Raw genomic sequence first — 26853 nt, 5'->3', positions numbered from 1 at the left:
CGCGCGGGCTGCGCGGTCGGAGGCGCCGCGACGGACGGGGCCGCTGGTGTCGTGGTGGAGGCGACACGCGTCGAGGGCGTGGTCTCCGTGGTTCGGGTCGGCGGCGCGACAGGGGCCGTCGCCGGGGCGCCTCGCGGCCCCGGTGCTCCGGCGGGCGGCGTCGCGGTGAGGACGGGCGGCTGGGCCGGTGCGCCGACGGATGGCCGGGTCGGTGCGCCCATGGGGGGCGTCGCGGTGAGGACGGGGGGCTGGGCCGGACGTGTGTCGGGCCTCGACGGCGTCGCCGTGGCGGGGTGCTCGGCCGCCGGCATGTTCAGGCGCAGGGGCGCCCGGACGAACGCGGGAGGCGGTGCGGCCGCCGTGTCGGGCGGAGGCGGCGGCGGAGGCCGCTGGGACGCGGGCGGCGCCTTCGGCGTGGGCCTCGCCTCGGTGGTCAGGGGCTCTCGCGCCACCGAACGGGCCAGCCGCTCCACCATCTCCACCGTGAGGGACTCATCCGGCGGAGGAGGCGGCGGGGGCGTGACGGGAAGCTGCTTCTCGGGGTCCAGCGCGGCGACGAGCTGGACGAAGCGCGGTGCCAGGGGCTGGCGGTAGATGGTGGAAATCCACTCGCGGATTCGCACCTCGGCGGCCACCCACAGCTCGAGCGGCCTGCCCAACAGGAAGCCGACCTCGTCGAGCTCCTTCTTCGGCACCGGATACGCGCAGGCGACGTGCAGCGTCTGCCCATCCAGGGAGAGCGGCACCACGCTGAGCCGCTCGGCGATTTTCGGCGGGATGAAGGAGGCGACCTCGGCGTTCGGCTCGAAGTCGACCAGGTTCACCGGTCTGAAGCCGGCGACGTCCCCGAGCAGCGCGAGTACATCCGTCTCGCTCACCAGGCCCTGCTCCAGCAACACCGTGTCCAGGTGCCCGCCCTGAGCCTGCTGTATTCGCAACAACTCTCCCGCCTTCTCCTGGGAAAGGAGCGTGCGGGAGACGAGAAGCTGGGCGAGGCGGGCGGGCATGTAGGCGCGGCATCTTACGGCCGCGGCCGCAAGGCACAATGAAGCGGTGAATCAGCTGGGTTGAACGACGAAAGTGGACGTCAGCTTGTCATGGAGCGTCTGTCCGCGGCGATCAAAGAGCGCCATCCAGAATCCGCCCAGGAACAGGACGAAGGAGACGCTGGCGAGCAGCGCCCGCACGATGGCCCGACCCGGAGCGGGCGCCAGTCCATGCGTGTCCACCAGGCGGAGGCCCAGGAGCAGCCGGCCCAGCGTGCGTCCATTCCAGAGAAAGGCCGCCACCGCGCAGTACACGAGCGCCAGGATCAGCACCAGGAAAAAGCCCGGCAGCAACACCGTGTGCAGCGCGCGCAGCCACGCGACGAAGCCGTCCAGGCCCGTCAGCCCGGCCACGGGCGCCTTCGTCCCCGTCACCGACGAGGCGAGGGTGATGTAGAGCGCCGCCACGCCAGCGATGGCCGCCGTGTCGATGGTGAACGAGAGCAGCCGGCGCCACAGCGACGCGGGACGGGCATGCACTTCCGCGACACCCGGCTGAGACGGAGTCCGGACTGACGGGGGACGCGGCTTCTCCGCGCGAGGCGCGCTCTCCGCCATCACGGGAAGCCCTGGCAGGGTATCCACGGACTCCAGCGGAGGAAGGCTGACGGGGGCCGCGGCCGGGGACTCCATCCGGGGAAGGCCCGGGGCGGGGGCCGCCGACTCCATCCGAGGCAGGCCCGGCGCGGGAGCCGGAGCCGCCGTCCGAGGCAGGCCGGGGGCCGGAGAGGCCACACCAGGCAGGGGGTGCGCCGCCAGTGCGCGCGCCGCCGGCGGCGTGCCGTACGCGGGCGTCAGGGGAGACATGGAGGGCTGCGCCGGAGGAGGCGGGGGCGGCACGTCCGCGGCGAACGCGCCACCACCCTGTGCCCACGCGGGCTGGGCGGCCGGCGGAGGAGGTGCGGCGACAGCCGGGTGGGCGGGCGCGGGCCGGGCGGCGGGCGTCATGCCCGGAGGCGTGGGGCGCTTGACGCCTGGCTGCTGCTGAGGCGCGGCGACACGGGGCGCGGCGGGAGGCGGGAGCGGGCCGGCGAGGGGCGCCACGGACGGCGGCGGCGAGGGCGGGACGAAATCGGCGTCCCGGATGGTGGGCGCCTCATCGCGCTCGCCGGCTCGGCGGTCGATGCGGAGGTCACGGTCCAGCAGGCTCGGCACCGCGGGCACCGCGGGCGGACGAGCTTTGGCGGTGGCGCAGGCTGAGCACTCTCCGACGGGCGGCAGCATGGCACCGCACTTCATGCACTTGGACAACGGACTCCTCCGGGCTGACTACGGCGGGTGCCATGAAAAGACGTCCGCACGCGAGGAGCAAGAAAAGTGGCGAGCCCCCGAGGTCCCTTGGTCGAGGAACCGTCAGGGGCTCGTCAACGCAGGCGCCCACCTGTCCCCTGGGGAACGGCAAGTGTGGAGCGCCTCACGCTAGGCGTGGACGCGGCGCCGTCCCACTGCCCCGACAATCAGGAGCACGACGATGGCACCTAGCACCGACATGATGATGCCTGAAGGACGCAAATCGAAGAGGCGGCCATCCCGCGTGAAGAGGGACCCAATCAGACCGCCGAGCAGCGAGCCCACCATGCCCAGCAGCGTCGTCGCCAGCAGGCCCATGCTCTGCTTGCCGGGGAGGATGGCGCGAGCGATGAGGCCCGCGATGAGGCCGATGATGATGAATGCGATGATCCCCATGAACCCTTCTCCTGTTTGTGGGGACCCGAGAGGTCCCAGACGGCACAAACGTAGGAACCCGCAACCGAAGGTGGGAACCCGTGTGGAACGGGCGCTCGGCTGGTCCCCTGCTAACCAAGCTCACCGTCGAGGTGCATCATCACCGCCAGGGCGGCCAGGGCGGCCGTCTCCGTGCGGAGGATGCGCGAGCCCAGCGTGACGGGCCGGGCGCCGAGCGCCTTCAGCGCCTCCACTTCCTCGCGCGCCAGTCCGCCCTCGGGGCCCACCACGAGCGCCACCGGCGTGCCCGCGCCCGCCGCGCGGAAGGCCTCGCCCAGTGGCACCGCGGACTCCTCCTCGTCCAGCACCAGCACCACCGTTCCCGGGGCCAGCGTTTTCGCGGCCTCGGTGAGCGTGCGAGGGACGTCCACGGTGGGCACGTCGTCGCGGCGACACTGCCTGGCGGCCTCCTCCACGATTTTCGTCCACCGCGCGGTGCGCTCCTGGGCCCGACGGGGCTCCAGCTTCACCACGCTGCGCACGGTGTCCACGGGAAGAAACGCGGTGGCGCCCAGCTCCGTGCCCTTTTGCAGCACCCACTCCAGCTTATCGCCCTTGGGGAGCCCCTGGAGCACGCTCACGGCGCGGCGCGCGGGGGCCTGCCGCATGGTGCCCAGCCGCACGCGCGCGGCTTCCGCGTCCACGCCCGTCACCTGTCCGTCGAAGGAGCGCCCCTTGCCGTCGAAGACCTCCAGCGCATCGCCCACGCCCAGCCGCAGGACATGAACGACGTAGTGGCGGCGGTCACCCGTCAGCGCCACTTCGGCGGGCGCGGGTTCCGGAATGGGGGCGAAGAGGCGGACCACGGGGTGTTCTCCAGCGGGGCGAGGTGAGTGTCTCGAGGCCCCGCGTCAAGGCGGCGACTTCAACAGCAAGCCGCCGTCCGACGCCAGGGCTCGCTGGGCTTTCCAACTTGAGGCACCATGGGTGAGCCGCGCTTTCGCGGCGAGTCCTCGGGCCCGTCGGGTGTGGGGGAGGGCGCACCGACGTGACGACGGGTGGACCGGGAGCGCGAGCCCCTGGCCTTGAAGCGGAAGGAAAGGGACTCGCATTCATGGGCCGAAGCGACGAGGTCCTCGTGCCAGGCAGGGACACCGCGGTGGCCCGCTTCGCGTTGAGCCGCGCCAACGAGGAGTTGGTGCTGGCGGAGAGCTCGCTCCGGGGCGAGCGGCGGGTGGCCTGGGTTCGGCTCGCGCTGATGGCGTTGCTGTCGCTGAGCCAGGGCGGCATCGCCCACGTCACCGGGGAGCCGCTTCCGCCGCACGACTTCCAGCGCGTGCTGGCCATCGTGTTGTACGGGCTGTTCTCCGTCGTCGCGCTGCTCGTGCTGCGCCGACAGCGTCCGCACCTGCGTCATGCGCGGTGGCTGCCGGTTCCCACCACGGTGGCGGACACCAGCTTCTTCGCCTTCATGGGGTGGCATGCATGGGCGCGCACGGGCCAGTTCGACGCCGGGATGCTGGGCGCGAGCATGGGCATGGTGCTGGTCTTCTCCGTGGCGCGCTTCTCGTGGCTGCATGTGCTGCTGTCCACGACACTGTCGTCGGTGGGCTATGCGCTCGTCGCGGGCATGTCCGGGCACGGCACCTGGTCCAGCACCAGCTTCGTCGTCTTCTGCTACGTGACGCTGGGGCTGCTCATCGCGATGACGAACGCGGAGGTGGGGAGCATGTTCCTCCGGCTGCGGCGCCGTGATGGGCTTTCGCGCTTCCTGCCGAAGCAGGTGGTGGAGCGGGTGATGCAGTCGGGGGACACGTCGCTCCAGCCCGTGCAGCGCGAGGTCACCATCCTCTTCAGTGACATCCGCGACTTCACGATGTTGAGCGAGACGCTCCCTCCGAGGGAGGTGCTGGAGTTGCTCGACGAGTACTTCGGCCAGATGACCCACATCGTGATGACGCGAGGGGGCATCGTGAACAAGTTCCTGGGGGACGGGATGCTCGCGTGCTGGGGTGTGCCGGACTCGAGCGAGGACCACGCGGAGCGGGCCATGCGCGCGGCGCTGGACATGCGCGAGAAGCTGGGCGAACTCAACGCGCGTCGGGCGTTGCAGGGCCTGTCACCGCTGCGCATCGGGATTGGGCTGCACACGGGGGTGGTGGCGGCGGGCATGCTCGGGGGCGCGGAGCAACACGAGTACACCGTCATTGGTGACGCGGTGAACCTGGCTTCACGGGTGGAAGGGCTCACCAAGGTGCACGGCGTGGATATCCTGGTGAGCGAGAGCACCTGGCTGCGAGGCGGAGGAGACTTCACCGGCAGGCGGCTGGGCGAGACTCACGTGAAGGGACGCCGCGAGGCGGTGGTGGTGCATGCGCTGCACGGCCACGTATCGGGTGCGCCCGTCGAGGTTCCGCCGCCTCCCGCGCGCATCGCGAGCGGCTCATAGCGGACGACGCAGCGGCGCCAGTCGCGTGTGTTCACGTAGCACGAGGCTGGCGACACGCCGCTCCGGTCGTGGCGGGCTTCACTTCGCTCGACGCGGTGCCGAGGCTGGCGAATACGCCGCTCCGTCGTTGGGTGCTTCACGTCGTGCGACGCGGTGCCGAGGCCGGCGACACGCCGCTCCGTCGTTGGGTGCTTCACGTCGTGCGACGCGGTGCCGAGGCCAGAGACACGCCGTTCCGTCGTTGGGTGCTTCGCGTCGTGCGACGCGGTGCCGAGGCCGGCGAGGTGCCGCCCCGGCCGTGGTGCTTCACGCCGTGAGCGTCGCTGGCTGAGGTCCGCCCGCCGTGACGCGGGCGTGCAGTCCGCGCTTCAGCCCCATCCCGAAGAGGACGAGGGTGAGCAGGTAGACGGGCTCGATGAAGAAGAGCAGTGGGCCGCCGAGGGACAGGCCGTGGGTCTTCTTCTCGAGGACGATGTGCGCGCCGACGACGAGCGCGAAGCGCACCACCATGACGGAGACGGCGACGATGGCGACGGTGGGGCCCGGCAGGTGGCCCACTCCCAGCGCGGCGTTCAGCGTGGGAATGAGCGGCAGGCTCATGAGGATGCCCGCCGTCCACTCCAGCGAGACGGCGTAGAGCGCCACTGCGGCGACCAGCACATGCGCCGCCGACAGCTCCGTGCCACCCACGGAGAACCGCACGAGGCCGAGCGGCACGAGCAGGGCGAAGATGAACATGTACGCGCCCAGGAAGTGAACCGCGCGGCTGACGCGGTTCTCGTGCAGGGGCATCCAGACGCGCAGCTTGTCGGCGAAGCTCATGGGGGGCGTGGGGACAGCGGTGCTCAGGCGCGCGCCGGGGCGCCAGCCTGGGGTTGGGGCTTGATGACGTAGTCGCCGAAGAGGACCGCGACGAAGAACAGCGGACCCACCAGTGCGTGGACCAGGTTGGTGAGGAACGACGGGGACTTCTTCTCCCAGACGGCATGGCCCGCCAACTGGATGAGCCAGCCGAACACGGCGATGGCCACCACGCTCCACGTGGGCATCAGCCGGCCGATGGGGAAACAGGCCGCCATGAACGCCACCACCACGAGGCCCAGCTTCACGTCCGCGCGCAGGTACCAGATGGCCGTCAGCGCCAGCGCCACCATGCCCAGCGTCAACACACCACCGGGCAGCACGGGAACGGCCACGAGCTTCACCCAGTCCAGCATCGCGATGATGTGCAGCACGATGACGGGGATGGCGACCTTGTGAGTCAGCCGGTTGATGGGGTGCTGATGCGACGAGTAGTAATCATCGAAGAGGGCGGCGACCTGGGGCTTGAGCATGACGTCCTCCGGACGGGGGTAGGGGCTTTTTGGGAAGTTAGGTGAAGTCGTGACGGGTGTCCTGGCGGCGCACGCCAATCTCCTGGCCGAAGACGCCACGGGTCGGCTGCCCCGCACCTCTCCCACCGCGCGGGACTCAGGGCCGCTCGGTGCTCTCGCGCCAGACGCGCGGCGTCATTCCCGTCCACCGCTTGAAGGCGCGGTCGAACGTGCTCAGCTCGGAGTAGCCCAGCAGGAAGGCGACCTGGCTCACTCCCAGGTTCGCGTCGCGCAGGTACTGGAAGGCCAGCTCTCGCCGCACCGCGTCGACCTCGTCCTGGAATGACGTGCCGAGCTCCGTGAGTCGGCGCTGGAAGGTGCGGGGGCTGACGTGGAGTCCCTTGGCCACATCACTGACTTGGGGCGCCCCGTCCCGCAGCGAAGCGCGGATGACGTCGCGCACCGCCTGGACGAAGCCGGGCGCGTCCGGGGGAGCCGGGGGCGTGGGTGCGCTGACGCCACTGGCGGCGCGCTCCAGGACGGAGAGGAGGGCGGGGTCCGCGCCCACCACGCGCAGGTCGAGCGCGGCGGCGTCCAGCGAGAGGGCGTTGCGTCCGCCGCCGAACGTCGGAGTGACGCCGAAGTGCTCCACCAGCGGCGCGATGTCCGGAGGCGCGGGGTGGGCGAACGCGACGGCGCGAGGCTTCCACGGGCGCTCGGTGAGCTGGCGGCCGACGTGGGTGAAGAGGGCGAGGCCGTACTCACTGGCGTGACGGCCGTACGCGAGCGGGGCTCCGGCGATGCCGTAGGCGAAGGTGCCGCCGCCGTCCGCGTCGTCGGTGAACGACGCGAGCCACGCGGGCTCCAGCAGCGCCATGTACCGCGCGAGCGAGCGGAAGGTGTCGCGCACCGTGGGCGAGGCCCGGGCGATGTACTCGACGAGCCCGTAGTTGCCGCGCGGCACGCGCTGGGCGACGTGGAGTCCGAGGAAGGCGTCCTGGGAGAGGGCCTCCGCCGCGTCCAGGAAGGCGTGCAGGGTGGGGAGCGGGAGGCTGACTTCGGGAAGGGTGCCAGCGTCGAGCGGCAGGCCGAAGCGCTCCACCAGGGGCGTCGGGTCCAGGCCCGTGGCGCGCAGGTAGGCGAGCAGCGGGCCCACGAGTTGGGAGCGGACCTCGTCCGGGGGCTTGGGCGGCGGATGAACGGGTGGGGGCTCCACGCGGCGGGGACGCTAGCGCGTTCGGAGCGTGGAGCCCAAGAGACGTTCAGCGCGGCTCGAAGGGACCGATGAAGTCCTGCTTGCCGATGCGCACTCCATTGTGGCGGAGGATGTCGTAGGCCGTGGTGACGTGGAAATAGAAGTTCGGCAGGCCGAAGGTGAACAGGTAGTCGTCTCCCTGGAAGTCGCGCTTGTAGTCCCCCGCCGTGAGCGTGACGGTGCGCTTCTCGCTGCCCTGGAGCGTCGAGGCGTCGATGGACTTCAGGAAGGCGACGGTCTTCGCGATGCGCGCGTGCAGTTCGTCGAAGGTCTTCTCGGTGTCCGGCATGCGCGGGGCGGGCACGCCGCTCAGTCGCTCGGCGGTGGCCTTCGAGGTGTCGCTGGCGCGCTGTATCTGGGCCACGAGGTTGAGCATGTCCGGCGCCAGCTTCGCGTCGAGCAGGGTCTGCGGGTCGACGCCGTTCTCCTTCGCGTGCTGGGCCCCTTTTTCGAGCAGGGTGGAGAGCACGTTGAGGGCTCGGATGAAGACGGGAATGGACGCCTGGTACATCGAGATGGACATGGAAGGCTCCGGGCCGTCACGGGCGGACGGCGGTTCTTCGAGGCGCGACTGTCTAACGCGTCCCTCATTTTCGTGCCGGGCAGAGAAGGTGACGCGAGGTGTCGAGGTCCATGTGGGAGTGGAGTACCCTCAAGACGGATGGACAATCTCGCTCACTCGCTGGTCGGAGCCTGGATGGCGGAGGCGGGGCTGAAGCGCTACACGCCGCTGGCCACCGCGACGCTCGTCATCGGCGCGAATCTCCCGGACGTGGATGCTGTCTTCGCCCTCGCGGGCTCGGACGCGTCGCTGTACTGGCGTCGAGGCTGGACGCATGGGGTGCTCGCGCTATCGCTCTGGCCCTTCGTGCTCACGGGGTTGATGTTGTTGTGGGACCGCTGCGTGCGAAGGCGCCGAGAGCCAGACCTTGCTCCCGCTCGCGCGGGGCCGCTGTTGCTCTTGTCCACGGTGTCGGTGCTGAGTCATCCCGCGCTGGACTGGCTCAACACCTATGGTGTGCGGCTGCTGATGCCGTTCGACGGGACGTGGTTCTACGGTGACACGTTGTTCATCGTCGACCCGTGGGTCTGGCTGCTCGCGGGAGCGGCCGTCATCATGGCGGATGCGCGCACGCGGAAGTCCGTCGCGGGCTGGCTCGTGTTGGGCGTGGCCACCACCGCGCTCGTCACCATTCCTGGCTTCGTTCCCTGGCCCGCGAAGGTGCTCTGGGCCGTGGGTGTCGCGGCCATCCTCTGGCTGCGCTTGAAGGGCATGCCTGTGGTGTCCACCCAGCGCGTGGCGACGGTGTGCGGCGTGGGACTGGTGCTCTATCTGGGTGCCATCCTGCTGGGCTCCCAGGTCGCCGCGCCCAGGGCCCAGGAGTGGCTGAAGGCGCAGGGGCACTCCGTGGAGCGCGTCATCGCGGGGCCGGTGCCCGCGAATCCCTTCGTGCGAGACCTCATCGCCCTGGGGCCGGACCGCTACCACTTCGTTCGCGCGGACTTCCTGCGCGGCGGTGACGCGCACCTTGAAATGAGCGGGCCGACGCTTCCTCGCGAGCCCAACCCTGGTCCCGTCATCCAGGCCGCGCTCGCGGCGCCGCATCTGCGCGGCCTCGCCAACTGGCTGCGTCTGCCCACGTATCAGGTGGCACAGACGGAGGCAGGGTGGCGCGTCATGATTGATGACGTGCGCTACTCACGTTCGCAGAGCGGAGGACTCGGCTCTGCCGTGGTGGAGCTCGACAAGGAGTTGCGGCTCGTGAAGCGCCCGAACGTCGAGTAACTCTCCGCGCACGCGGGCGCGTGGCCACACGCTGTCGTGCGCACGCCGCATCGAGGAGTCTCGCCACATCCCCGAAGGCGCCCACTCGCCAGTGGGAGCGCCGCGTGAGCCACATCGCCGAAGGCGCCCACTCGCCGGTGAGGGCGCCGCGTGAGCCACATCGCCGAAGGCGCCCACTCGCCGGTGAGGGCGCCGCGTGAGCCACATCGCCGAAGGCGCCCACTCGCCGGTGAGGGCGTCGCGCGAGCCACATCGCCGAAGGCGCCCACTCGCCGGCAAGGCGTCGCGAGAGCCGCATCCCCGAAGGCGCCCACTCGCCTGTGGGGGCGCCGCGCGAGCCGCATCCCCGAGGCGGCGCTTCGCGGACGCCGTACGTCCAGGCTCGCGTGGTCGCCGCACGCGAGCCCTCGCTCGGGCACTTCAGCGCTTCAAATCGATGCGCACCCACTCGCCCTGCGTCGCACCGGGCAGCACGGTGAAGCCCTGGTTGCGGTAGGCGGCCTCCACGTCCGCGCGCTGATGAGACAGCACGCCCGCGAGCACCAACCGGTCCTTCGCCTTGAGGGCGATGAGCGGCGCCAGCTCGATGAGCGTGTTGGCGAGGATGTTGGCCAGCACCAGGTCGAAGGTGCCTTCCACCGCCGTCAGTTCCTTGCCGGACACGTCGATGTCGGGCGTGCCGTTGTCCGTCAGGTTCTCCTGCGCCAGCTCCACCGACGTCGGGTCGTTGTCCGTGGCGACGACGCGCCCCGCGCCCAGCTTCTTCGCCGCGATGGCGAGCACACCCGTGCCAGTGCCCACGTCCAGGACGCTCGCGCCCGGATGGTCCGCCATGAACGCATCCACCGCCGCCAGACACAGCGACGTGGTGGGGTGGTCGCCCGTGCCGAAGGCCATCTTCGGCTCAATCACCAGTCGCACCGCCCCGGCGGGGGCATTGCCCACGTCCCACGGCGGACCCACCCACAGCCGGCCCACATGGACGGACTTGATGAGCGACTTCCACTCATTGCTCCAGTCCTGCTGGGGCTGCTCGTCCAGGCTGAGCCGGGCGGAGGGGTAGGACTCGGCGACCTCTTCGCGGGCGGCCTCGGCCGTCTCGCGGTCCTCGAAGTAGCCGATGATGATGTTCTCGCCCACCGGCGGAGCCTTCACGCCGGGCATGGGGGGAGTCTCCCGGTCTCGTACCTCGAGGCCGAGCGCACCGGACTCGTGGAGGAGGTCCTGTACGGCCTCGGACGCTTCCTCGGGCAACTCCACGGTGAGTGACAGATAGGTCTGGGACATGCGGGCCCTTTTACCGCGCCGTGCGTAGCGTGGGAGCGCCGTGAGACACCTGTTCATCTTGTGGCCGCTGGCCTGGCTGACCGCCTGCTCCGGCCCAGAAGCGCCCGACGCCGCCGTCTGTCGGGATGTCGTCAACCGCCTCTGCGAGACGTCGGCCTGTCCCGGCGTGGCCGAGCAGCTCGCCGTGGACACCCGCTGCGAGGCCACCCTGTTGGAGCGGACCGGCTGCGGCTCGGAGGACTTCACCTTCTCCGTACCCACTCGGGAGCGGGTCCTGGACTGCCGGGTGCCACTCATCCGGGAGGGGACCACCCCGGGGCGCACGCCCACCTGTGGGGATTCGGCCCGGTTCCTCGTGGACTGTCCGGACGTGACGACCTTTTTCCGGGGGGAAGTGCCATGAAGCGGTGGGTGGCGTCGGCGTTGGTGCTGTCGGTGGGGTGTACGCCCCTGGATATGGAGCGGCGCACCGAGCGAGGCCCCGTCCTGCGCACGTACCTCCAGGAGACGCAGCTCGGGGAGCGCATGCCCTTCGCGCGCACGGAGGTGCGGTGGCCCCAGCTCTCCCTGCGTTTCTTGACGGCGGACATCTGCCGCACCGAACAACACGCCGAGTACACCGAGGACATCATCACCACCCGCTCCGCGCCAGGCGCGGCGGGGGCGGTGAGCTCGGGGGGTGTCCTCACCGCCGTGGGTGGCTTCCTGGTGCTGGGGCGCACGCTCTTCTCCAACACACCGGACAAGGACTCCATCGACCGGAGTGGCCACTACGGTGCCCCCAGTCGCGATGTGGCGACGACGTGGGGCGTGGTGCTGCTGTCACTGGGCGTGCCCGCGGTGGTGGCGGGCATCATCCAGCTCCACCGGGGCGGCGAGACGAAGGAGACGCGCAAGGCCGACGAGATGGTGGCGTTGCGTGAGGTGCCCTGTCAGCCGCAGCCCGCTGATGGCGTGGTGGAGCTGGCGGGCGGCAATGGCCCTCCGCCCGAGCCGCGCGCCACGCTGAATGGGACGCTGGTGCTGAGCGCCGACGAGATGCGGACGATGAGCTTCTCGGGCCTGCTGTTGGACGGAGCCCCGGTGCTGCTCCATGACGAGGACCGCTCACGGATGGAGACCTTCCGCACCTGCGCCTCGCTGCTGGCCGCGCCGGTGGACCCGGAGGCGCTGGCCCGCGAGGCCAAGACGCATCCGAACCGGCTTCGCACCAAGCGGGAGCTGGTCCGGGCCTGCACGACGCTGCCGGGGGCTCCGGCGGGTCCGTTGCTGGAGGCCATCGACTCCGCGCTCTCACTGGGGACAGGCGTCGAGCCGGAAGCGAAGCCTTCGCCTCCTCCACCCATGCCAGGCACCGACCTCTGAGTCAGCACGGGTCACCCGCGAGCCCGGAGCGAGAATGCGAAAGGGCCCACCCTCGCGAGAGAGCGGGCCCCTGAGGCTCCGATGAGTTCAGCGTGACGCGGGGCCCACCCTCGTGGAAGAGGGCGGGCCCGCGACTCACGGACCGACGACGGTGAGCACGCTCTTGTCGAAGTCGATGACCTGACGCGCCACCTCGAGCACCTGGTCCGACGTCACCGCGGCGATGTGCTCCGCGTAGTGCAGGAAGTTGTCCAGGTTCAGCCCGTAGACGGTGTCCATGGCCATCATCCCCGCGCGCGCGCCGTTTCGCTGGAGCGCGATTTCGTGCGTGCCGATGAGGTTCTGCTTCGCCCGCTCCAGCTCCTCCTCGGGGATGCGCTCGTCACGGATGCGCTTCAACTCCGCGCGGATGCCGTCCAGGGCCGCGTCCACCTTCTCGGGGCTCGTGCCCATGTACGCGGCGAAGTAGCCCGGCTCGATGCCCTCGACGCCGAAGCTGCTCACGCTGTACGCCATGGAGCGCTTGTCGCGCAGCTCCACGAAGAGCCGGCCGCCCTGCCCGGACAGCACGCCCGACAACGTCTCCAGCGCGTGGCGCTCCGGGTCGTTGATGCGCAGCCCCCGGAACCCCATCACCAGATGCGACTGCGCCTTGGCCAGCACGCGCTTCTCCTGGCGCGCGGCCTCCAGCGGACCCTCGGCGGTGACCTTCGGCGCGGCGGCGGCCTTGCCTCGCGAGGCGCCGAAGTACTCCCGCGCCAGCGCGAGCACCTCGTCCACCTTCACGTCGCCCACCACGGTGAGCGTGAGCTGGGACGGGTCCATGTAGCGAGCGTGATACGCGCGCAGGGCCTCGGGCCCCAGGGCCTCCACGGACTCCTTCTCCCCGAGCGTCGGCAGCCGGTACGGATGCGTCCGGTACAGCGTCCGGTTGAACAGGTCGAACGCGAGGCTGGACGGCTTGTCCTCGCGGGTGAGGATGTCCTGGAGCATCAGCGCGCGCTCGCGCGCCACCTCCACCTCGGGGAACGAGGGGTTGGACAGCGTGTCCGCGAACAGGCGGAAGGCCGACTCGAAGTGGCGCGAGAGGAATTCGCCCCGCAGGTTCACCGAGTTGCGCCCGCTCAACCCGCCCATGCTGCCTGCGTAGATGTCCACGAGCTGCGAAATCTCCTCCGCGTCCCGCGTCGGCGTGCCTCGCGTCAGGCTGCGCGACAGCAGCGTGGTGAGGCCGTTGTCGGCGGACGTCTCGTAGCGCAGGCCGCCCATGAAGGCCGCGCGCATGGCGAACAGCGGCACCGCGGGCTCCACGCGCACCATGATGGTCGCGCCCGAGGGAAGCTTCTCCGTGATGATTTCGCTGGGGCCCTTCGTCTTGGCGCCCAGGCGCAGCGAAGGCTCCCCCACGGAGACCTTGCTCGCCTTGCGCTCCGGAGGCGCGGCGACGGGGCCGCGCTCCACCCGGTCCAACACCGCGTGGACCTGCTCCTCCGTGAAGGTCGTGCCGTGCGGCAGAAGCCCGGTGACGGTGGCGTGGTCGAAGCGCAGGTACTTCTCCGCCGCCGCGCGCACCTGCTCCGCCGTGAGCGAGCGGATGCCCTCGTAGTAGCGCGCCTCCGCCTCCAGGCTGCCCATGCCGGACTGGTAGAAGCCCATCTTCCGGGCGATGCCCTGCACCGTTTCGCGCTGGTAGACGGCCTCCGCCTCCAGCAGCGCCTTCGCCGTGGACAGCTCGTCCGCGGCCACCGGCGTCACGCGCAGCGTGGCCAGCGCCTTCGAGGCCTCCTCCAGCGCCCGCTCGAGGTTGCCCGGCTGCAGCGTCATCGACATCGAGAACAGGCCCGGGTCCTGCGGCGTGTAGGAGAACGCGTGGATGTCGTTGACCAGGTTGTGCTTGCGCTTCACCTCGCGCGTCAGGCGGGAGGCGTCACCCTGGCCGACAATCATCGCCAGCACATCCATGGCGGGCGTGTCCGCGTGCGAGGCCTCGGGGATGGGGAAGGCCATGTGCAGCCAGGCCTCCTTCACCTCGTCCGGGCGCAAGAGCACGCGGCGGCCGGTGGGTGTGGGCTCCTCGGGACGCTTCCCCGCGCCCTCGTACGGACGGCCCCAGTCCCCGCCGAAAATCTCGTCCACCCACCCGCGCAGCTCCGCCTCGCTCAGGTCTCCGGAGACGGAGAGCACCAGGTTCTTGGGCGTGTAGTAGCGGTGGTAGAACTCCAGCACCTTCTCCCGCGTGAAGCTCCGCACGCTCTCCGCCGTGCCGAGCACCGGCAACCGGTACGGATGCGTCTGGAACACGGTGGAGAACAAGTCGCGCGACGCGCGCCGCGAGGGCGTGTCCTGGCTGCGCTTGATTTCCTCGCACACCACCTCGATTTCGCGCGCCAGCTCCTCGGCGTCGAAGGAGGAGCGGCGCACCGCGTCCCCGAGGATGTCCAGGCCCGTCCGGGCGAACTGGCTGGCGATGACGATGTGGTAGACGGTCTGGTCGTACGACGTCCAGGCGTTGATTTCGCCGCCGTGGGCCTCCACGTCGCGGGCGATTTCGCCGGGGCCTCGCCGCTCGGTGCCCTTGAAGAGCATGTGCTCGTGCAGGTGGGCCAGGCCCGCCTGGTCGGGGCGCTCGTCGGCGCTGCCGACCTTGACCCAGACCTGGAATGCCGCGACCTTGGCGGCGTGGTTTTCGTCGAAGACGACGGTGAGCCCGTTGGGAAGCGCGTAGCGGATGGCCATATAGGAGCGTCCGAAGCTGGCACTCGCCCCCCAGGAGGGCAAGGCGAGGTGTGATGTTTCCCCCACTGGCTAACGCCCGGGAGCCCCGGCGTCGAGGGGTCCGTGCGGCCTCCCAGCGTCCAGGAGCCCGAACCGACCTGTCTCGTCACGCGTCCCTGGTAGGCCGCGCCGCCGGGCGGTAACCTGCGAATGCCCATGCCGTCACCTCCGGAAGAGGTGGATCCGCTCGCGGACCTGCGCGACAGCCTGGACCTGGAGGACACTGGCGTCCAAGCGGCCCCCCCCGCCCCCACCGCCGCTGCCCCCTCCAGGCCCCAGCCCAAGCCCCCGCCCTCGGCGCCACCGCCCGCTGCCCCGCCCCCTCTGCCCCCTCGCCGTCCGGCCGCTTCCGCGGTCTCCGCGTCGGTGGGCACGGGTGCGTCCAAGCCCGCGGCCACCCCAGCCCCCATCGCCCCGGCCACCCCGGCCCCGGTTTCGCGGGCGGTGCGGGTGCCCGGCAATGACCCCTTCAACGAGGCGTCCGAGCCCCGGATGCCCATGGGGGGCTCGCCAGAGGACAAGCTGGAGTACTTCCGGGCGGTGGTCCGGCAGAAGACGGAGACCCTGGCCCGCGCCCGCACGCTGTACGCGGAGCGCGACGGGGAGGTGAACGGGCTGAAGCAGTCGCTCACCCAACTGCGCAAGGAAGCGGCGGAGGCGAAGGCGCAGCTGCTGGCGGTGAAGGACTCGCCCGCGAAGCTGGTGCAGACGTCGGAGGCGCTGTCGGGCGCGGAGAAGCGGGCCGCCGAGGCCGAGGCGAAGCTCGCCGGCCTGGAGGCGGAGCTGGCCTCGTTGGAGGCGGACCGCAAGGACCTGTCGCGCGCGCTGGCGGAGGTGGAGTCGGAGATCCCCCGGCTGACGGCGGAGCTCCAGGACGAGCGCGAGTCGCGGGGCGCGGTGGCCGAGGAGCTGGTGGGCGCCAAGGAGGCGCTGTCGCTGGCGCAGGACCGCGTGGCGGAGCTGGCGGCGGAGAAGTCCGAGTCGCAGGGCGCGCTGGAGGCCGTCCAGGAGCAGTACCAGCAGGTCGTCGCGGACGTGGAGCGGCTGGGCGGCGAGCTGGAGGAGATGACGGGCGAGCGCGACTCGCTGAGCCTGCGCGCCGGGCAGTTGGAGACGGCGCTCGCGGAGGCGCAGGGCGCGCTGAGCGCGGTGGAGAGCGAGAGCGACTGGTCCAAGAGCTCGCTGGAGGAGTCGCAGGGGCGCGCGCAGACGCTGGAGCAGGAGCGGGACGAGGCGCGCCGTCAGCTCGCGGTGGTGGAGGAAGGGCTGCGCACGCTCCAGGGCCAGACGGCCGAGCTGGAGAAGGCGCTGGCGCTGAAGGACGCCGAAATCGTCGGGCTGCGAGCGGCGCTCACCGCGCGCACCACGGAAGCGGCGGAGCTGCCCGTGTTGCGGCAGGCGCTGGAGGGGCGCGCCTCGGAGCTGGCGCGGCTGACGTCGCGTCTGGAGGCGGAGGAGGCGCGCGCGACGGAGCGTGCGCAGGCGCTCGAAGAGGGGCTGTCGCAGGCCGGTGAGCGGGCGTCGGTGGCGGAAGGGGAGGCGGCGGCGCTGAAGGAGGCGCTGGAGGCGCTGGAAGTCGAGCAGGTGGCGCTGCGCGACAGGATGGAGGCGGACGCGGCGGCGCTGGGCGAAGCGGCTCAGCAGGCCGAGGCCAAGGTGGCCGAGTTGACCTCGGCGCTGGAGGCGGCGCAGGTCGAGCGCGAGGCGCTGAAGAAGCAGGTCGGCGTGGCGGAGATGAAGGCGGCGACCACGGACGCCGAGCGCGTGGGACTGGCCGCGCGCGTGTCGATGCTGGAGACCGCCTCCGGGCAGCGCGAGGCGGAGCTGGCGCGGGTGCAGGGCGTGCTGGCGCAGGCGAAGGAAGACGTGTCGCTGGAGCGCGTGCGTCGCGAGGCGGCGGAAGCCGAGCGCGCGGACGCACAGGTGCGGGCCGCGGAAGAAGAAGCGCGCGCGGACTCGCTGGCGGCGGGGAAGGGCGGCACCGAGGCGGAGCTGGCGGAGCTGCGCGATGAGCTGGAGGCCACGCGCGCGGAGGCGGACAAGGCGGAGCGGCTCCAGCAGCGATTGAAGATGCTGGAGGGCGCGCTGGAGTCGGCCAAGGCGGAGGCCACCAAGGCGGCGCAGGCGGCCCAGGTCGCGCAGGCCGCGAAGCAGAAGGAGACCGAGGCGAAGCTGGCGCAGGTCGAAGCGGCGCAGGCGAGTGCCTTGAAAGAGGCCGCCGAGAAGCTGGCGCAAGCCGAGGCCGCGCAGGAGCGCAAGCTCAAGGACCTCGAAGCGAAGCTCTCCCAGGCCGAGACCGCCCAGGCCAGCGCGCTGAAGGCGGCCGCCGAGAAGCTGACGCAGACCGAGGCCGCGCAAGCGAGCGCGCTGAAGGCGGCCGCTGACAAGCTGACGCAGACCGAGACCGCGCAAGCGAGCAAGCTCAAGGACCTCGAAGCGAAGCTGACGCAGACCGAGGCCGCGCAGGCGAGCAAGCTCAAGGACGCCGAAGCGAAGCTGACGCAGGTCGAGGCCGCGCAGACGAGCAAGCTCAAGGACGCGGACGCAGCGCGGTCCGCGACGGAAGCGAAGCTGTCTCAGGCGGAGTCTTCGCAGGCGGGCAAGCTCAAGGACCTCGAAGCGAAGCTGGCTCGGGCGGAGGCCGCGCTGGAGGAGTCGCGCGGCGCGAAGGCGGGGCAGTCGAAGGACTCGGACGCGGCGCGAGCGGCGGTGGAGGCGAAGCTGACGCGCGCGGAGTCCTCGCTCCGGACGGAGCAGGAGGCTCGCGCGGCGCTGGAAGCGAAGCTTGTCCAGCTTGAGAAGCAGGCGAGCGGAAAGCCCGCTGGCGGCTCCGGCGACTGGGAAGCCGAGCGGGAGGGGCTCAAGGCGGACGCGGCGAACCTGAAGCGAAAGCTGATGGCGGCCGAGACGGCGCTCGAAGCGGCGGCTGGCTACAAGGCGAAGATCGCGAAGCTCGAAGCGCAATTGAAGGGCCGGAAGTAAAGGTTTGCCCCTCATGCCGTTCGACGCACCAGTGGACCCGCTCACGGGGATGGCCGCGGCCCGCTTCGGGCTGTACCTGCATTTCCCCTATTGCCTCGCGAAGTGCCCGTACTGCGACTTCGCGGTGGCGGTGGCGAAGCAGGTGCCCGAGGAGCGCTATGCGAACGCGGTGCTCGCGGAGCTCGACACGCGGCTCGCGGCGTCGCCCGAGCTGCGCTCGAAGCCGCTGGAGTCCATCTTCCTGGGCGGCGGCACGCCTTCGTTGTGGCACCCCCGCTACGTGGCCCGCGTGCTGGAGGGCATCGCCGCCAGGCTGACGGTGTCGCCCGGCGTGGAGGTGTCGCTGGAGGGCAACCCGGAGCGCGCCGACGCGGAGCGCTTCGCGGGGTATCGGGCCGCGGGGGTGAACCGGCTGTCGTTGGGCGTGCAGTCCTTCCGCCCGGAGACGCTCAAGGCGCTGGGCCGCGCGCACGACGCCGCGCAGGTGGAACTCGCCGTGGAGCTGGCCCGGCGGGCGGGCTTCCCGGTGGTGTCCATGGACTTCATCTACGGCGTGCACGGGCAGAGCGTGGCGCAGGTGGAGGAGGACGCGCGGCGGGCGGTGGCGCTCGCGCCGGAGCACCTGTCCACGTATGCGCTGACGGTGGAGCGCGAGGTGCTGGCGGAGGACACGCCGCTGTCCAAGCGCCTCAAGCGCGGCGAGCTGGAGCTGCCCGCGGACGACGACGTGGTGGAGATGGCCCGGGTGGTGCGCGAGGTGTATGGCGCGGCGGGCCTGCGCCGCTATGAAGTGTCCAACCACGCGCGGGAGGGCTTCAGCTCCCGGCACAACGCGCTCTACTGGACGGGGGGCGAGTACCTGGCGCTGGGCGTGGGCGCCACGGGCATGCTGCTGACGCCCGAGCCCTCGCGCTACGTCAACGTGCGCAGCCCGGAGAAGTACCTGGGCGAGGTGGAGGCGGGCCGCTTGCCGGAGGAGGGGCGGGAGGCGCTGGGGCCGGAGGAGCTGTTCGCGGAGCGGCTGTCCATGGGCTTGCGGCTGGTGTCCGGCGTGGACTGGGAAGTGGTGTGCGAGCGGTACGGGCAGTCGGTGGAGGCGCGGCGGGTGGAGGTGGCGCGGCTGGTGGAGCACGGCTTCGCGACGCTCACGGGTGGGCGGCTGGCTTTGACGGAAAAGGGCGCGGACGTACACAGCGCCGTCTGCGCGCGGCTGCTCTAGTCAGCGGCGCGCGCGAGGGATGTCGAGGAGCTTATGAGCAAGTGGATGTTGTGGATGTTCCTGACCCTGCTGACCGGCAGCCCGTTGCTGTCGCTGGGCCTGGTCATCGTCTTCATCTTCGTGGCGGACCGCTTCACGTGGCGGCTCTTGCCCAGCCCGGTGCGCATGTTCAAGCGCTTCCAGCGCGCGGGCGAGCTGGCGGGGACCATCCTCACCAATCCTCACGAGCGGCGCGCGCGGCACGAGCTGGCGGACATCCGCGTCGAGCAGAAGCGGTACGACGAAGCCGTGGACATCCTCAAGCCCAACCTGGAGGCGGGCGACGAGGACGTGGACACCCTGTACCTCCTCGGCGTGGCGTACCTGGGCTCCGGAGACGCGCGCCGCGGTGAGCTGCTGTTGGACGAAGCGGCGAAGCTGGACGCGGGCTATCGGCAGGGCGCCATCGACCTGGAGCGAGGCCGCTTCCGGCTGAAGCGCGGCGAGGTGAAGGGCGCGATTGAAGCCCTGGAGCGCTTCTGCGCGGTGCGGCTGGGCTCGGTGGAGGGGCGCTATCTGCTGGCGCGCGCGCTGGCGAAGGACGGGCGCGCGGCGGACGCGGCGCGGATGCGAGAGCTGGCGTGGGGCGAGTATGTGGCGGCGCCGGGCTTCCAGCGTCGCCGCGAGCGCCGGTGGGCGTGGCTGTCGCGCCCCAGCCGGCCTCTCACCTACGCGGTGCTGCTGGCGTTGGTGCTGGGGACGGGCGCGGCGGTGGCGAACCAGCTGGGCCTGTTCGCCCCGCGCGCGCACGGCCGCCACGGGTATTACGGCGACCGGTACTCCGGCGAGATGCCCTCGGCCACCGGCCTGGAAGAGGACGTGGACTAGCCTGGAGGTCGGCGCGGGCCCGCGTTGCAATGACAGACCCGGGCGCGCGGCTCGTGAAGCGAGGGCCCGGGTTCAGGGCCCGTCGTAGCAAGCGAAGTTGCAGTACGGCTTGCTCTGGTTGCCGTTGGGCGCCAGGTACCCGGGGCAGCACTGCACGCTGCCGCAGACCACGGTGGGCGCGGCGAGGTCACACGTTGGAACGCAGGTGCCCACGACGCAGGTCTGGGTGCTGGGACATTGAGATTCGTGCGTGCACGGCCGGCTGTGCTGCTCCGTCGTGCCCAGCTCCTGACCGGGGTCCTCCACCGAGCCGCCACAGGCGGCGGTGAGACAGAGCAGCGTGACAGCGATGCTGCGTGAGAGTGACTTCATGGGGGTCCTCCAGGGGTGTGGAGCCCCATCCTAGGCCCCTCCGGGCGGTGCCCACGCCGTGTTCGAGTGACACAAGGGGCCGTCGCCCCGCGTCACCGTGGTGCCCCGGGCGCACCTGGCCGTGCGAGCCGTCAACGGTTGCATGTGAGGCTTCGCACCCTGAGTGAATCCGCCTTCGCTCGCTGTTCGAATCTCTCCGTGAAAGTACGACTCCCTGGAACATGTCTGGAGTCACTGGACAGCGGGAGCGAGGGGGAGCGTAGGCTTCCGGGGCCAGCCCTTCTCGCGTCCACAGCCGAGGCACCGCTCCATGTTTCCCACCCCGTCGCAGGTGCTCCGCCAGCGCGAGGGCTTGCTCGCCGACACGCCGTTCCCCCTGCTGGTGCATGCGCTGATGGTGGAGGAGCGCACCTGCACGCTGGAGCTGAAGGTGCGGCAGCGCGAGAAGCGCATCCTCTTCGAGGACGGCTCGCCGGTGGCGTGCCAGTCCAACCTGCTGCACGAGACGCTGGGCAAGTACCTGGTGGAGAAGGGCCGGCTGACGGAGGCGGACTACCAGAAGTCGCTGGCGGAGAGCGTTTCCACGGGCATGCAGATGGGCGGGCTCCTGGTGCAGAAGGGGCTCATCAGCCCCTTTGACTTGTACAAGCAGCTCCAGGCGAACCTGGCCCACAAGCTCCTGGATTGCTTCCGGTGGGTGGACGCGAAGTACCGCCTCATCGCGGACGCGGAGACGCCGGACGCGAGCGTGCGGACCAACCCCGCGCAGCTCATCCTGACCGGCGTGGAAGGGGTGATGCCCTTCGACGCGGTGGCCACCCACTTCACCTTCACGGACGAGCGGAGATTCGGGCAGATGCCCGGCGTGGAGTCCGGGCCCAAGCTGTCGTCCAAGGACGCGCGGCTGTTGCAGCAGCTCCGGCAGCGGCCCACGTTCAACGAACTCCAGGAGCGCACGGGCTTCGACACGGAGACGGTGCTGCGGCGGCTCTACGCGCTGTGCCTGCTGGGCGTGGCGGGCTTCGTGGAGGACGCGGACGCGAAGGCGGCGGAGCTGTCCGCGCGCGCCGCGCCGGTGCCCGTGGCGCAACCCCCGGAGCCCGTCGCCCCGGAGCCCGTCGCCGCGCGGGGCACGCCGTTCTCCGACGAGGACGTGGCCGCCAGAGACGCCCTGGTGACGGCCTTCCTCGCGCACCGGAGCAAGGACCCGTTCGCCCTGCTGGAGGTCCCCGAGGACGTGCAGCCCCTGCCCCTGCGCCGCGCCTTCCTCGCGTGGGCGGAGCGGTACTCGCCCCTGCGCTTCCAGACGCCGGAGCTGAAGGAGAAGGCGGAGGCCCTGCTGGCGGCCTCCGCGAAGGCGTACGGCGTGCTGTCGGACGCGGAGCAGAACCTCTTGTGGCGCAAGCGCCGCGCGGCGCACCGCGAGAAGGATCGCGCCACCACGGGCCGCCCCAGCACCGCCGAACAGTTCCGCATCCGCACCGACCTGCTGGATGCGACCACCCAGTTTGACGAAGCCCGACGCCGGCTCGCCGCGAAGCACTACGCGGGCGCGTTCGAGTACTTCGAATACGCCTGCGACATCGAACCCAAGCCGCTGCATCACGCCTGGCGCGCCTGGGCTCGCTACCTCATGAAGCCGGAGGCCCACGGCCGCCTGGCACTCCAGGAACTCCAGGAAGTCGTGCGCCAGGAACCCGGGCTGGAGGACGGCTGGGGGTTCCTGGGTGAGGTGGCCCAGGGCGAGGGGCAGTGGGCCCTGGCGGAGGACTCCTTCCGCAAGGCGTTCAAGCTCAACCCCAAGAACCGCCGCTACGTGGAGCTCATCCAGGAGATCGCCCGACGGCGCTGAACCCGGGCACGGGACTCGCTCATCCGCCCGCCATGCGGGCGCGCCCATGGCCATCCGCGTCACTTGCTTTTGCAACCGTTGAGAGTTTTGGCGCGACCCATCGGTCATGTGGCCGCCGGGAGTCTTCTGGCGCGGCTTTTTTCCCAGGGAGAGGGATGCTTCGAGCCTGCGATGACGGCCCGCGAAGTTTTCGTCTCCGCGCCGGCAACATTAGGGTCGTGAATCGCGAGATCAGATTGTCAGTGTAACTTCGTGGTGCTCGGGGCGTGCGGTACCCCAGCGCCCTTTCGCGAGGCTGGATGCGCTCCCTCACCACAGCGACCCAATCAGGCCAGGCCGCGGTGGAGTCCGCCATCGTCCTGCCGCTCTTCGTGTTCCTCATCCTGGGCACGCTCCAGCTCGGGCTGATGCACCAGGCCCGGCTCCTGACGAAGTACGCCGCCTACAAGGCGGTGCGAGCCGGCTCCCTCCACAACGCCAACGTGAAGACCATGGAGGCCGCCGCGCTCGGGGTGCTGCTGCCCATCCTCAGCAGCCGGGCTGGTGGCGCGGGTGGCATCGAGTACACCCGCCCGGTGGGCAGCGCGCAGGAGTTCGAGACCAAGTTCAACGAGCTGAAGAGCAACGAGATGCCCGGCGTGGATCTGAAGTACGCGGAGGTCACCGTCTGCGGCCCGACGCAGGAAGAGGTCTCCGGGGGAGCGGAGTTCGACTTCGACGACCCCAAGAACACCAGCCCGGCCAACTGGCGGCAGAACCACCGCACCAAGCTGCGCATCCAGCTCACGCTCAACTACCGGCTGCTGATTCCCTTCGCGGACTGGGTCATCTACCAGGCCGCGCGCGGCCGCGAGATGCCGATGCTGATGCGCATGGGGAAGGTGAAGGCGGCGGAGCAGGCCAAGGTCTCCACCCGCCGCTTCGGAGGCGCCGCCACGGGTGAGAGCCCCTACGAGAGCGCCGCCGGCCAGGGCATCTACATCATGCCCATCCGCGCCACGTACACCATGCGGATGCAGTCCAATCTCTATCTCAACACCAACGCCCTGCCAGCGAGCAACGCATGCATCTTCCCGTTCTCCTACTGAGCCGGTCGCGCCGTCGCATCCAGCGGGGGCAGGCCATCGTCCTGGGCTCGCTGTCGTTCCTGGTGCTCGCGCTGATGGTGACGCTGAGCTTCAACCTGAGCCACGCGCTGCGCCAGAAGATGAGCCTGCAGCAGCACAGCGACACCCTGTCGTTCTCCATGGCGGTGCTGGAGGCGCGCGCGCTCAACTACTACGCGGTCAGCAACCGGGCCATCGCCACCTCCTACGTGGCGATGAACAGCCTGCACGCATACATGTCCGCCGCCAGCCTCACCGGCGAGATGATGCGGGCCTCGTCCAACAACTTCATGCAGATCGCCCTCATCGAGTTCGGTCTGTGTGTCGCGTGCGAGTTCATGTGCGACCACTGCGAGCACATCGCGGAGGCGATCCAGATCGCCAACGACTTCAGTGACGCCGGCGACGACTACGACGACAAGGTCAAGGACTTCGAGTCCAACTTCAACACGGCCATGGAGGGGCTGGACCTGATGGTGGACAACATCCACACCGCCCAGCGCTCGGTCCACGACAAGACCCTTCAGGCGGTGAAGGATGGCAGGAGCCACGGCCTGTCCCAGCTCAAGAGCTACACCGCGCCCAACGCGAGCGAGCTCGTGTCGGCGGTGGGTTCCATCAACGCCAACGAGTTCAACTGCGCCGTGGATGGGATGGAGTGCCAGGGCAGCGAGAGCAACTCCTCACCGGAGGCCCGCGCGCGGGTGATGACGGAGATCGCCAACGCGACCCGCTCCGGATGGCCCGCGACCCGGACGAGCCCGGGAATGGGCTCCCCGATGAACAAGCCCAAGTACCTCAACGCCCAGTTCTTCCAGGAGATGGACGACATCCCGAACAACGAAGCCCAGAAGATGATCAACGGCACCCGGGGGACGGCCAAGACGGTGAAGGACAATGGACAGCTCACCCAGGGCGGCCAGGAGGGGGGCAACGAGGGCTCCATGGTGGCGGCGCAGGATGAGGGCAACATCACCCACCAATGGAAGCACGGCTTCGGGTTCAGTTCCTTCAAGTCGGAAATCTGGAGCGACGACAGCGGCGGCGACCACAAGGGTGATGGCGCACACTCGGGCCAGCATCGGTTCGAGGGCGTCAACGTCCGGGCGCTCACCGGCTGCGCGGGCTCTGGAAACTGCTTCATGAAGTTCCGCGCCAACCCGGACCCGGACCGGGACTGGGGCCAGCCGCGCGTCTACAGCTACCTGTCCATGCGCTTCCGCGTGGGCGACACGAAGCGCGCGCCCTGGGAGCTCAACTCCTCGGCGCAGGTGAAGCTCACCCATGGCCAGCAAGGCGATGGAAACCTCACCGTCGCGGCGACCGAGGGCATGGCCATGTCCAAGTCGCTCGTCTACTACCACCGCTTCGGCGACGACGGTTGGAAGGAGGCCCCCAACCTCTTCGCGCCCTACTGGCGCGCCAAGCTGCACCCCTACACCAAGGGAGATGCGCAGCAGGTGCTGGAGGCCGCGGGCAACTCGGAAGCCGCCCAGATGTCGCAGGTGGAAGGGGTTGCGCTGTGAGGACTTCCAGACATCGCGCGGCCAGGGGCGCCGCCGCCGTGGAGACGGCGCTGTGCATGTTGGTCATCATCCCCGTCTTCATGTACGCGCTCTTCCTGGACGACCTACTGAGGCACACGCTGGATTCGCAGGAGACGGCGCTGTCCACTGTCTGGGATTACGCCGTGCAGGACTATCCGACCCCGCCCAAGGACCCGCCCGAGTCCGGCCCGGAGCCCTTCAATGGCTTCACCGGCGCGCAGTACTTCGCGCGGCTCATGTACTGCGACCACGAGTCGGGCCTCGACAGCTTCGGCCCTGGCAAGGGGCCCGAGTGTGAGAACGACGAGGGCCACCACGCGGAGGTGTCCGCGCATGCGTGCTGGCTCAACCCGGGAGCGCAGCAGGTGCAGTGCACGCTGAACCAGGCCGACCCCAATGGCGGCGGTGGCGGCGGCCCCGCGGGCGCGTACAACGTGGACCTGCACCAGTCGTACATGGACCAGTTTGGCAAGGGCGGCGTCATCCGCTGCTCGGCGCGCCTGGGCGTGCAGAACTACCTGCTGCCCAAGTCCTTCCTGCAGGACTTCAGTCAGGTGGGGCTCGCGCGGCAGACGAAGAAGCGCTCCGATGGCATCCACGGCAACGCGACGGGGGGCGACTTGCAGGATGACCCGCGCGGGCTCGAGGGCGACGTCTACCTGCTGCCCTGGGAGCGCATCGCCATCGTCACCGATACGTGGGCGCTCACGAAGGCCGCGAACCAGGGGCCGGGGACGACGAACGGCGAAGAGGACAACCTCTACGTGCGGCTGGCGCAGGTCTACAAGAACCAGGACAACGCGGGGTACACCCAGATGTCCTCGGCCGCCGAGGCGCTCGTCAGCCAGGCCACGCAGGAAGTGCTCAACAGCGCGATTCGCCTGGACTCCATGCCCCCCGGGGATGACCCGCGCGAGCCCAGCCTCTCCATCAAGCCCTTCCCGTCGAGCGGCGGGCCGGTGCAGACCCTGGATCAGAACGGCGGAAGCGCCAGCTACTTCAACAGCGAGTGGAAGGACTGGGACAAGGACAACAACGAGGCCACGCACGACGCCCGGGGGAACAACTACCTGGGCTGTGCCCAGGCGGAGAGCTGCTGATGTCGCGTGCCTCGAGCCTGGTCATCCGCGTGCCGGCGCTGCTGTTCTCCGTGGCCGTGGTGGGCTCGTTGATTGGCTTTGCCTGGGAGGGCGCCGTCTACGGGCGGCGCGACGCGACGGAGGAGTGGGCTCCTCCGCCCTCGCTCGATGATGCGCCCCCCGCGAAGCCCGCGGGGCGCTCGCCCGAGGAGGAGGCCGCGCTGAAGCGCGCGCTGGTGCACTTCCCCGCGTATCCCCGGGCGAGCCGCGCGGAGCTGCTCGCGGTGGACTACCTGGGCCCGGACGTGCCCATCGCCGTGGCGTGGTTCTCCACGAAGGACACGCCGGAGCAGGTCCTCTCCCACTACCGGCAGGTGCTGCTGGACAATGGGCTGCCGGTGCTCGGCGAGCGCCATGGCGAGCACGGGGGCTGGGTGGGGTACTGGAGTCCGGCGACGGAGGAGATGCGGCTCGTCTCCGTGCTGGCGCAGGGAGGAGAGACGCTGGGCTTCGTGTCGGCGGGGCAGGTGGCGCCGCTGTTGAAGCGGGCCTCGCGGGTGCCGCCCTGGATTCCGCTGCCGCCCGAGCTGGGTCAACCCGTCACACTCTCCTTCTCCATGGAGGGGGCCTCGCACCACGTCGTCTCCGGCCAGCTGCCGGAGGGCTCTCCGACCTCGGTGGGTGAGCGGTACCGGAGCCTGCTCACGCAGCAGGGCTGGGACGTGGGGGCCGTGGAGCCGGTGGACGCGAACGGCATCGCGTTCGAATTGATGAAGGGCACCACCCTGGGGCGGGCCACCTTGCGCACGCGCGCGGAGGCGCCAGGGGTGGAGCTTCAGGTCTCGCTGCTCCAGCGAGGTGCCGCTCCGTGAACGACAGGAAGGATAC

Annotated in this window: 22 protein-coding genes and 1 pseudogene; 12 read left to right on the top strand and 11 right to left on the bottom strand. The window is 70.3% G+C overall.

The window, feature by feature from the left end:
- From HUA78_RS35570 to HUA78_RS35555, 4 genes and pseudogenes are all read right to left on the bottom strand, one after another.
- Positions 1 to 1007 (bottom strand): annotated as a pseudogene (locus HUA78_RS35570) (FrgA protein); the annotation flags it as partial.
- A 51-nt stretch (positions 1008 to 1058) separates the two neighbouring features.
- The gene (locus HUA78_RS35565; protein ID WP_174454617.1) at positions 1059 to 2270 is read right to left on the bottom strand and encodes an RDD family protein; all 1212 of its coding nucleotides are present in this window, start codon (positions 2268 to 2270) and stop codon (positions 1059 to 1061) included.
- A gap of 195 nt (positions 2271 to 2465) precedes the next feature.
- Positions 2466 to 2732: a GlsB/YeaQ/YmgE family stress response membrane protein gene (locus tag HUA78_RS35560; protein WP_141649274.1), complete on the bottom strand. Its 267-nt coding sequence runs from the start codon at positions 2730 to 2732 to the stop codon at positions 2466 to 2468.
- 110 nt (positions 2733 to 2842) lie between these two features.
- Positions 2843 to 3577: a 16S rRNA (uracil(1498)-N(3))-methyltransferase gene (locus tag HUA78_RS35555; RefSeq protein WP_174478198.1), complete on the bottom strand. Its 735-nt coding sequence runs from the start codon at positions 3575 to 3577 to the stop codon at positions 2843 to 2845.
- Between the two features lie 248 nt (positions 3578 to 3825).
- On the opposite strand from HUA78_RS35555, the gene HUA78_RS35550 reads away from it, so the two are divergent.
- Positions 3826 to 5160 (top strand): adenylate/guanylate cyclase domain-containing protein, encoded by a 1335-nt coding sequence (locus tag HUA78_RS35550; RefSeq protein ID WP_174454619.1) that lies wholly within the window; start codon positions 3826 to 3828, stop codon positions 5158 to 5160.
- A gap of 306 nt (positions 5161 to 5466) precedes the next feature.
- Here HUA78_RS35550 and HUA78_RS35545 read toward each other — a convergent pair whose 3' ends face one another.
- The 4 genes from HUA78_RS35545 to HUA78_RS35530 form a co-directional block, all read right to left on the bottom strand.
- Complete coding sequence (locus HUA78_RS35545) at positions 5467 to 5982, bottom strand: Mpo1-like protein (RefSeq protein ID WP_141649277.1); 516 nt, start codon at positions 5980 to 5982, stop codon at positions 5467 to 5469.
- 23 nt (positions 5983 to 6005) lie between these two features.
- Entirely contained in the window at positions 6006 to 6494 is a 489-nt protein-coding gene (locus tag HUA78_RS35540; RefSeq protein WP_141649278.1) for a DUF962 domain-containing protein, read from the bottom strand.
- 136 nt (positions 6495 to 6630) lie between these two features.
- On the bottom strand, positions 6631 to 7689 hold the full coding sequence (locus HUA78_RS35535) for an AraC family transcriptional regulator (protein WP_174478197.1): 1059 nt from the start codon (positions 7687 to 7689) through the stop codon (positions 6631 to 6633).
- 46 nt (positions 7690 to 7735) lie between these two features.
- Positions 7736 to 8251 carry a DUF1993 family protein gene (locus HUA78_RS35530; protein ID WP_174478196.1) on the bottom strand — a complete coding sequence of 172 codons (516 nt, stop codon included), beginning with the start codon at positions 8249 to 8251 and terminating at the stop codon, positions 7736 to 7738.
- Positions 8252 to 8389: 138 nt separating this feature from the next.
- Between HUA78_RS35530 and HUA78_RS35525 the strand changes: the two genes are divergently transcribed.
- Positions 8390 to 9514, top strand: coding sequence for a metal-dependent hydrolase (locus HUA78_RS35525; RefSeq protein ID WP_174478195.1), 1125 nt, complete (start codon positions 8390 to 8392; stop codon positions 9512 to 9514).
- 420 nt (positions 9515 to 9934) lie between these two features.
- Here HUA78_RS35525 and HUA78_RS35520 read toward each other — a convergent pair whose 3' ends face one another.
- Positions 9935 to 10801, bottom strand: a complete 867-nt coding sequence (locus tag HUA78_RS35520; protein WP_141649111.1) for a 50S ribosomal protein L11 methyltransferase — start codon at positions 10799 to 10801, stop codon at positions 9935 to 9937.
- A 40-nt stretch (positions 10802 to 10841) separates the two neighbouring features.
- On the opposite strand from HUA78_RS35520, the gene HUA78_RS35515 reads away from it, so the two are divergent.
- Together HUA78_RS35515 and HUA78_RS35510 are read left to right on the top strand one after the other, a co-directional pair.
- Positions 10842 to 11204 carry a hypothetical protein gene (locus HUA78_RS35515; RefSeq protein WP_141649112.1) on the top strand — a complete coding sequence of 121 codons (363 nt, stop codon included), beginning with the start codon at positions 10842 to 10844 and terminating at the stop codon, positions 11202 to 11204.
- Positions 11201 to 12166: a hypothetical protein gene (locus HUA78_RS35510; RefSeq protein WP_174478194.1), complete on the top strand. Its 966-nt coding sequence runs from the start codon at positions 11201 to 11203 to the stop codon at positions 12164 to 12166. The genes HUA78_RS35515 and HUA78_RS35510 overlap by 4 nt, the downstream gene beginning before the upstream one ends.
- Before the next feature lie 135 nt (positions 12167 to 12301).
- On the opposite strand, the gene HUA78_RS35505 is transcribed toward HUA78_RS35510, so the two are convergent.
- Complete coding sequence (locus HUA78_RS35505; protein ID WP_141649113.1) at positions 12302 to 14902, bottom strand: pitrilysin family protein; 2601 nt, start codon at positions 14900 to 14902, stop codon at positions 12302 to 12304.
- A gap of 195 nt (positions 14903 to 15097) precedes the next feature.
- On the opposite strand from HUA78_RS35505, the gene HUA78_RS35500 reads away from it, so the two are divergent.
- Genes HUA78_RS35500 through HUA78_RS35490 form a run of 3 tightly spaced genes read left to right on the top strand, consistent with a single transcriptional unit; the run spans position 15098 to position 20009 of the window.
- The gene (locus HUA78_RS35500; RefSeq protein WP_174478193.1) at positions 15098 to 17923 is read left to right on the top strand and encodes a plectin 1 isoform 8; all 2826 of its coding nucleotides are present in this window, start codon (positions 15098 to 15100) and stop codon (positions 17921 to 17923) included.
- Between the two features lie 13 nt (positions 17924 to 17936).
- The gene (hemW, locus tag HUA78_RS35495; RefSeq protein WP_174478192.1) at positions 17937 to 19142 is read left to right on the top strand and encodes a radical SAM family heme chaperone HemW; all 1206 of its coding nucleotides are present in this window, start codon (positions 17937 to 17939) and stop codon (positions 19140 to 19142) included.
- Between the two features lie 33 nt (positions 19143 to 19175).
- Positions 19176 to 20009 carry a hypothetical protein gene (locus HUA78_RS35490; protein ID WP_174454627.1) on the top strand — a complete coding sequence of 278 codons (834 nt, stop codon included), beginning with the start codon at positions 19176 to 19178 and terminating at the stop codon, positions 20007 to 20009.
- Between the two features lie 72 nt (positions 20010 to 20081).
- On the opposite strand, the gene HUA78_RS35485 is transcribed toward HUA78_RS35490, so the two are convergent.
- Positions 20082 to 20381, bottom strand: a complete 300-nt coding sequence (locus HUA78_RS35485) for a hypothetical protein (protein WP_141644464.1) — start codon at positions 20379 to 20381, stop codon at positions 20082 to 20084.
- A gap of 310 nt (positions 20382 to 20691) precedes the next feature.
- Between HUA78_RS35485 and HUA78_RS35480 the strand changes: the two genes are divergently transcribed.
- The 5 genes from HUA78_RS35480 (at position 20692) to HUA78_RS35460 (ending at position 26837) form a co-directional block, all read left to right on the top strand.
- Complete coding sequence (locus HUA78_RS35480; RefSeq protein ID WP_174478191.1) at positions 20692 to 22233, top strand: DUF4388 domain-containing protein; 1542 nt, start codon at positions 20692 to 20694, stop codon at positions 22231 to 22233.
- A gap of 299 nt (positions 22234 to 22532) precedes the next feature.
- Positions 22533 to 23321, top strand: coding sequence for a TadE/TadG family type IV pilus assembly protein (locus tag HUA78_RS35475; RefSeq protein ID WP_141644462.1), 789 nt, complete (start codon positions 22533 to 22535; stop codon positions 23319 to 23321).
- Positions 23297 to 24865 carry a hypothetical protein gene (locus HUA78_RS35470; RefSeq protein ID WP_174454629.1) on the top strand — a complete coding sequence of 523 codons (1569 nt, stop codon included), beginning with the start codon at positions 23297 to 23299 and terminating at the stop codon, positions 24863 to 24865. Before HUA78_RS35475 ends, HUA78_RS35470 begins: the two co-directional genes overlap by 25 nt.
- Positions 24862 to 25986: a hypothetical protein gene (locus HUA78_RS35465; RefSeq protein WP_371745739.1), complete on the top strand. Its 1125-nt coding sequence runs from the start codon at positions 24862 to 24864 to the stop codon at positions 25984 to 25986. Before HUA78_RS35470 ends, HUA78_RS35465 begins: the two co-directional genes overlap by 4 nt.
- A complete protein-coding gene (locus HUA78_RS35460) occupies positions 25986 to 26837 on the top strand; it encodes a hypothetical protein (protein WP_174466480.1) in 852 nt (283 codons plus the stop codon). Before HUA78_RS35465 ends, HUA78_RS35460 begins: the two co-directional genes overlap by 1 nt.
- Positions 26838 to 26853: the final 16 nt, after the last annotated feature.

It is taken from the genome of Myxococcus sp. CA033 (assembly GCF_013336625.1).
Taxonomy (GTDB): Bacteria; Myxococcota; Myxococcia; order Myxococcales; family Myxococcaceae; genus Myxococcus; species Myxococcus llanfairpwllgwyngyllgogerychwyrndrobwllllantysiliogogogochensis.
The sequence above is the reverse complement of the archived record's forward strand: the minus strand, read 5'-3'. Positions and strand labels throughout refer to the sequence as shown.

Excerpts from the sequence above, each read along its gene's own strand:
- HUA78_RS35565 (WP_174454617.1), bottom strand. The coding sequence starts at position 2,270 with ATGCTGCCGCCCGTCGGAGAGTGCTCAGCCTGCGCCACCGCCAAAGCT.
- HUA78_RS35560 (WP_141649274.1), bottom strand. The coding sequence starts at position 2,732 with ATGGGGATCATCGCATTCATCATCATCGGCCTCATCGCGGGCCTCATC.
- HUA78_RS35550 (WP_174454619.1), top strand. The coding sequence starts at position 3,826 with ATGGGCCGAAGCGACGAGGTCCTCGTGCCAGGCAGGGACACCGCGGTG.
- HUA78_RS35545 (WP_141649277.1), bottom strand. The coding sequence starts at position 5,982 with ATGAGCTTCGCCGACAAGCTGCGCGTCTGGATGCCCCTGCACGAGAAC.
- HUA78_RS35540 (WP_141649278.1), bottom strand. The coding sequence starts at position 6,494 with ATGCTCAAGCCCCAGGTCGCCGCCCTCTTCGATGATTACTACTCGTCG.
- HUA78_RS35530 (WP_174478196.1), bottom strand. The coding sequence starts at position 8,251 with ATGTCCATCTCGATGTACCAGGCGTCCATTCCCGTCTTCATCCGAGCC.
- HUA78_RS35525 (WP_174478195.1), top strand. The coding sequence starts at position 8,390 with ATGGACAATCTCGCTCACTCGCTGGTCGGAGCCTGGATGGCGGAGGCG.
- HUA78_RS35520 (WP_141649111.1), bottom strand. The coding sequence starts at position 10,801 with ATGTCCCAGACCTATCTGTCACTCACCGTGGAGTTGCCCGAGGAAGCG.
- HUA78_RS35510 (WP_174478194.1), top strand. The coding sequence starts at position 11,201 with ATGAAGCGGTGGGTGGCGTCGGCGTTGGTGCTGTCGGTGGGGTGTACG.
- HUA78_RS35505 (WP_141649113.1), bottom strand. The coding sequence starts at position 14,902 with ATGGCCATCCGCTACGCGCTTCCCAACGGGCTCACCGTCGTCTTCGAC.
- HUA78_RS35500 (WP_174478193.1), top strand. The coding sequence starts at position 15,098 with ATGCCGTCACCTCCGGAAGAGGTGGATCCGCTCGCGGACCTGCGCGAC.
- hemW (WP_174478192.1), top strand. The coding sequence starts at position 17,937 with ATGCCGTTCGACGCACCAGTGGACCCGCTCACGGGGATGGCCGCGGCC.
- HUA78_RS35490 (WP_174454627.1), top strand. The coding sequence starts at position 19,176 with ATGAGCAAGTGGATGTTGTGGATGTTCCTGACCCTGCTGACCGGCAGC.
- HUA78_RS35485 (WP_141644464.1), bottom strand. The coding sequence starts at position 20,381 with ATGAAGTCACTCTCACGCAGCATCGCTGTCACGCTGCTCTGTCTCACC.
- HUA78_RS35480 (WP_174478191.1), top strand. The coding sequence starts at position 20,692 with ATGTTTCCCACCCCGTCGCAGGTGCTCCGCCAGCGCGAGGGCTTGCTC.
- HUA78_RS35475 (WP_141644462.1), top strand. The coding sequence starts at position 22,533 with ATGCGCTCCCTCACCACAGCGACCCAATCAGGCCAGGCCGCGGTGGAG.
- HUA78_RS35470 (WP_174454629.1), top strand. The coding sequence starts at position 23,297 with ATGCATCTTCCCGTTCTCCTACTGAGCCGGTCGCGCCGTCGCATCCAG.
- HUA78_RS35460 (WP_174466480.1), top strand. The coding sequence starts at position 25,986 with ATGTCGCGTGCCTCGAGCCTGGTCATCCGCGTGCCGGCGCTGCTGTTC.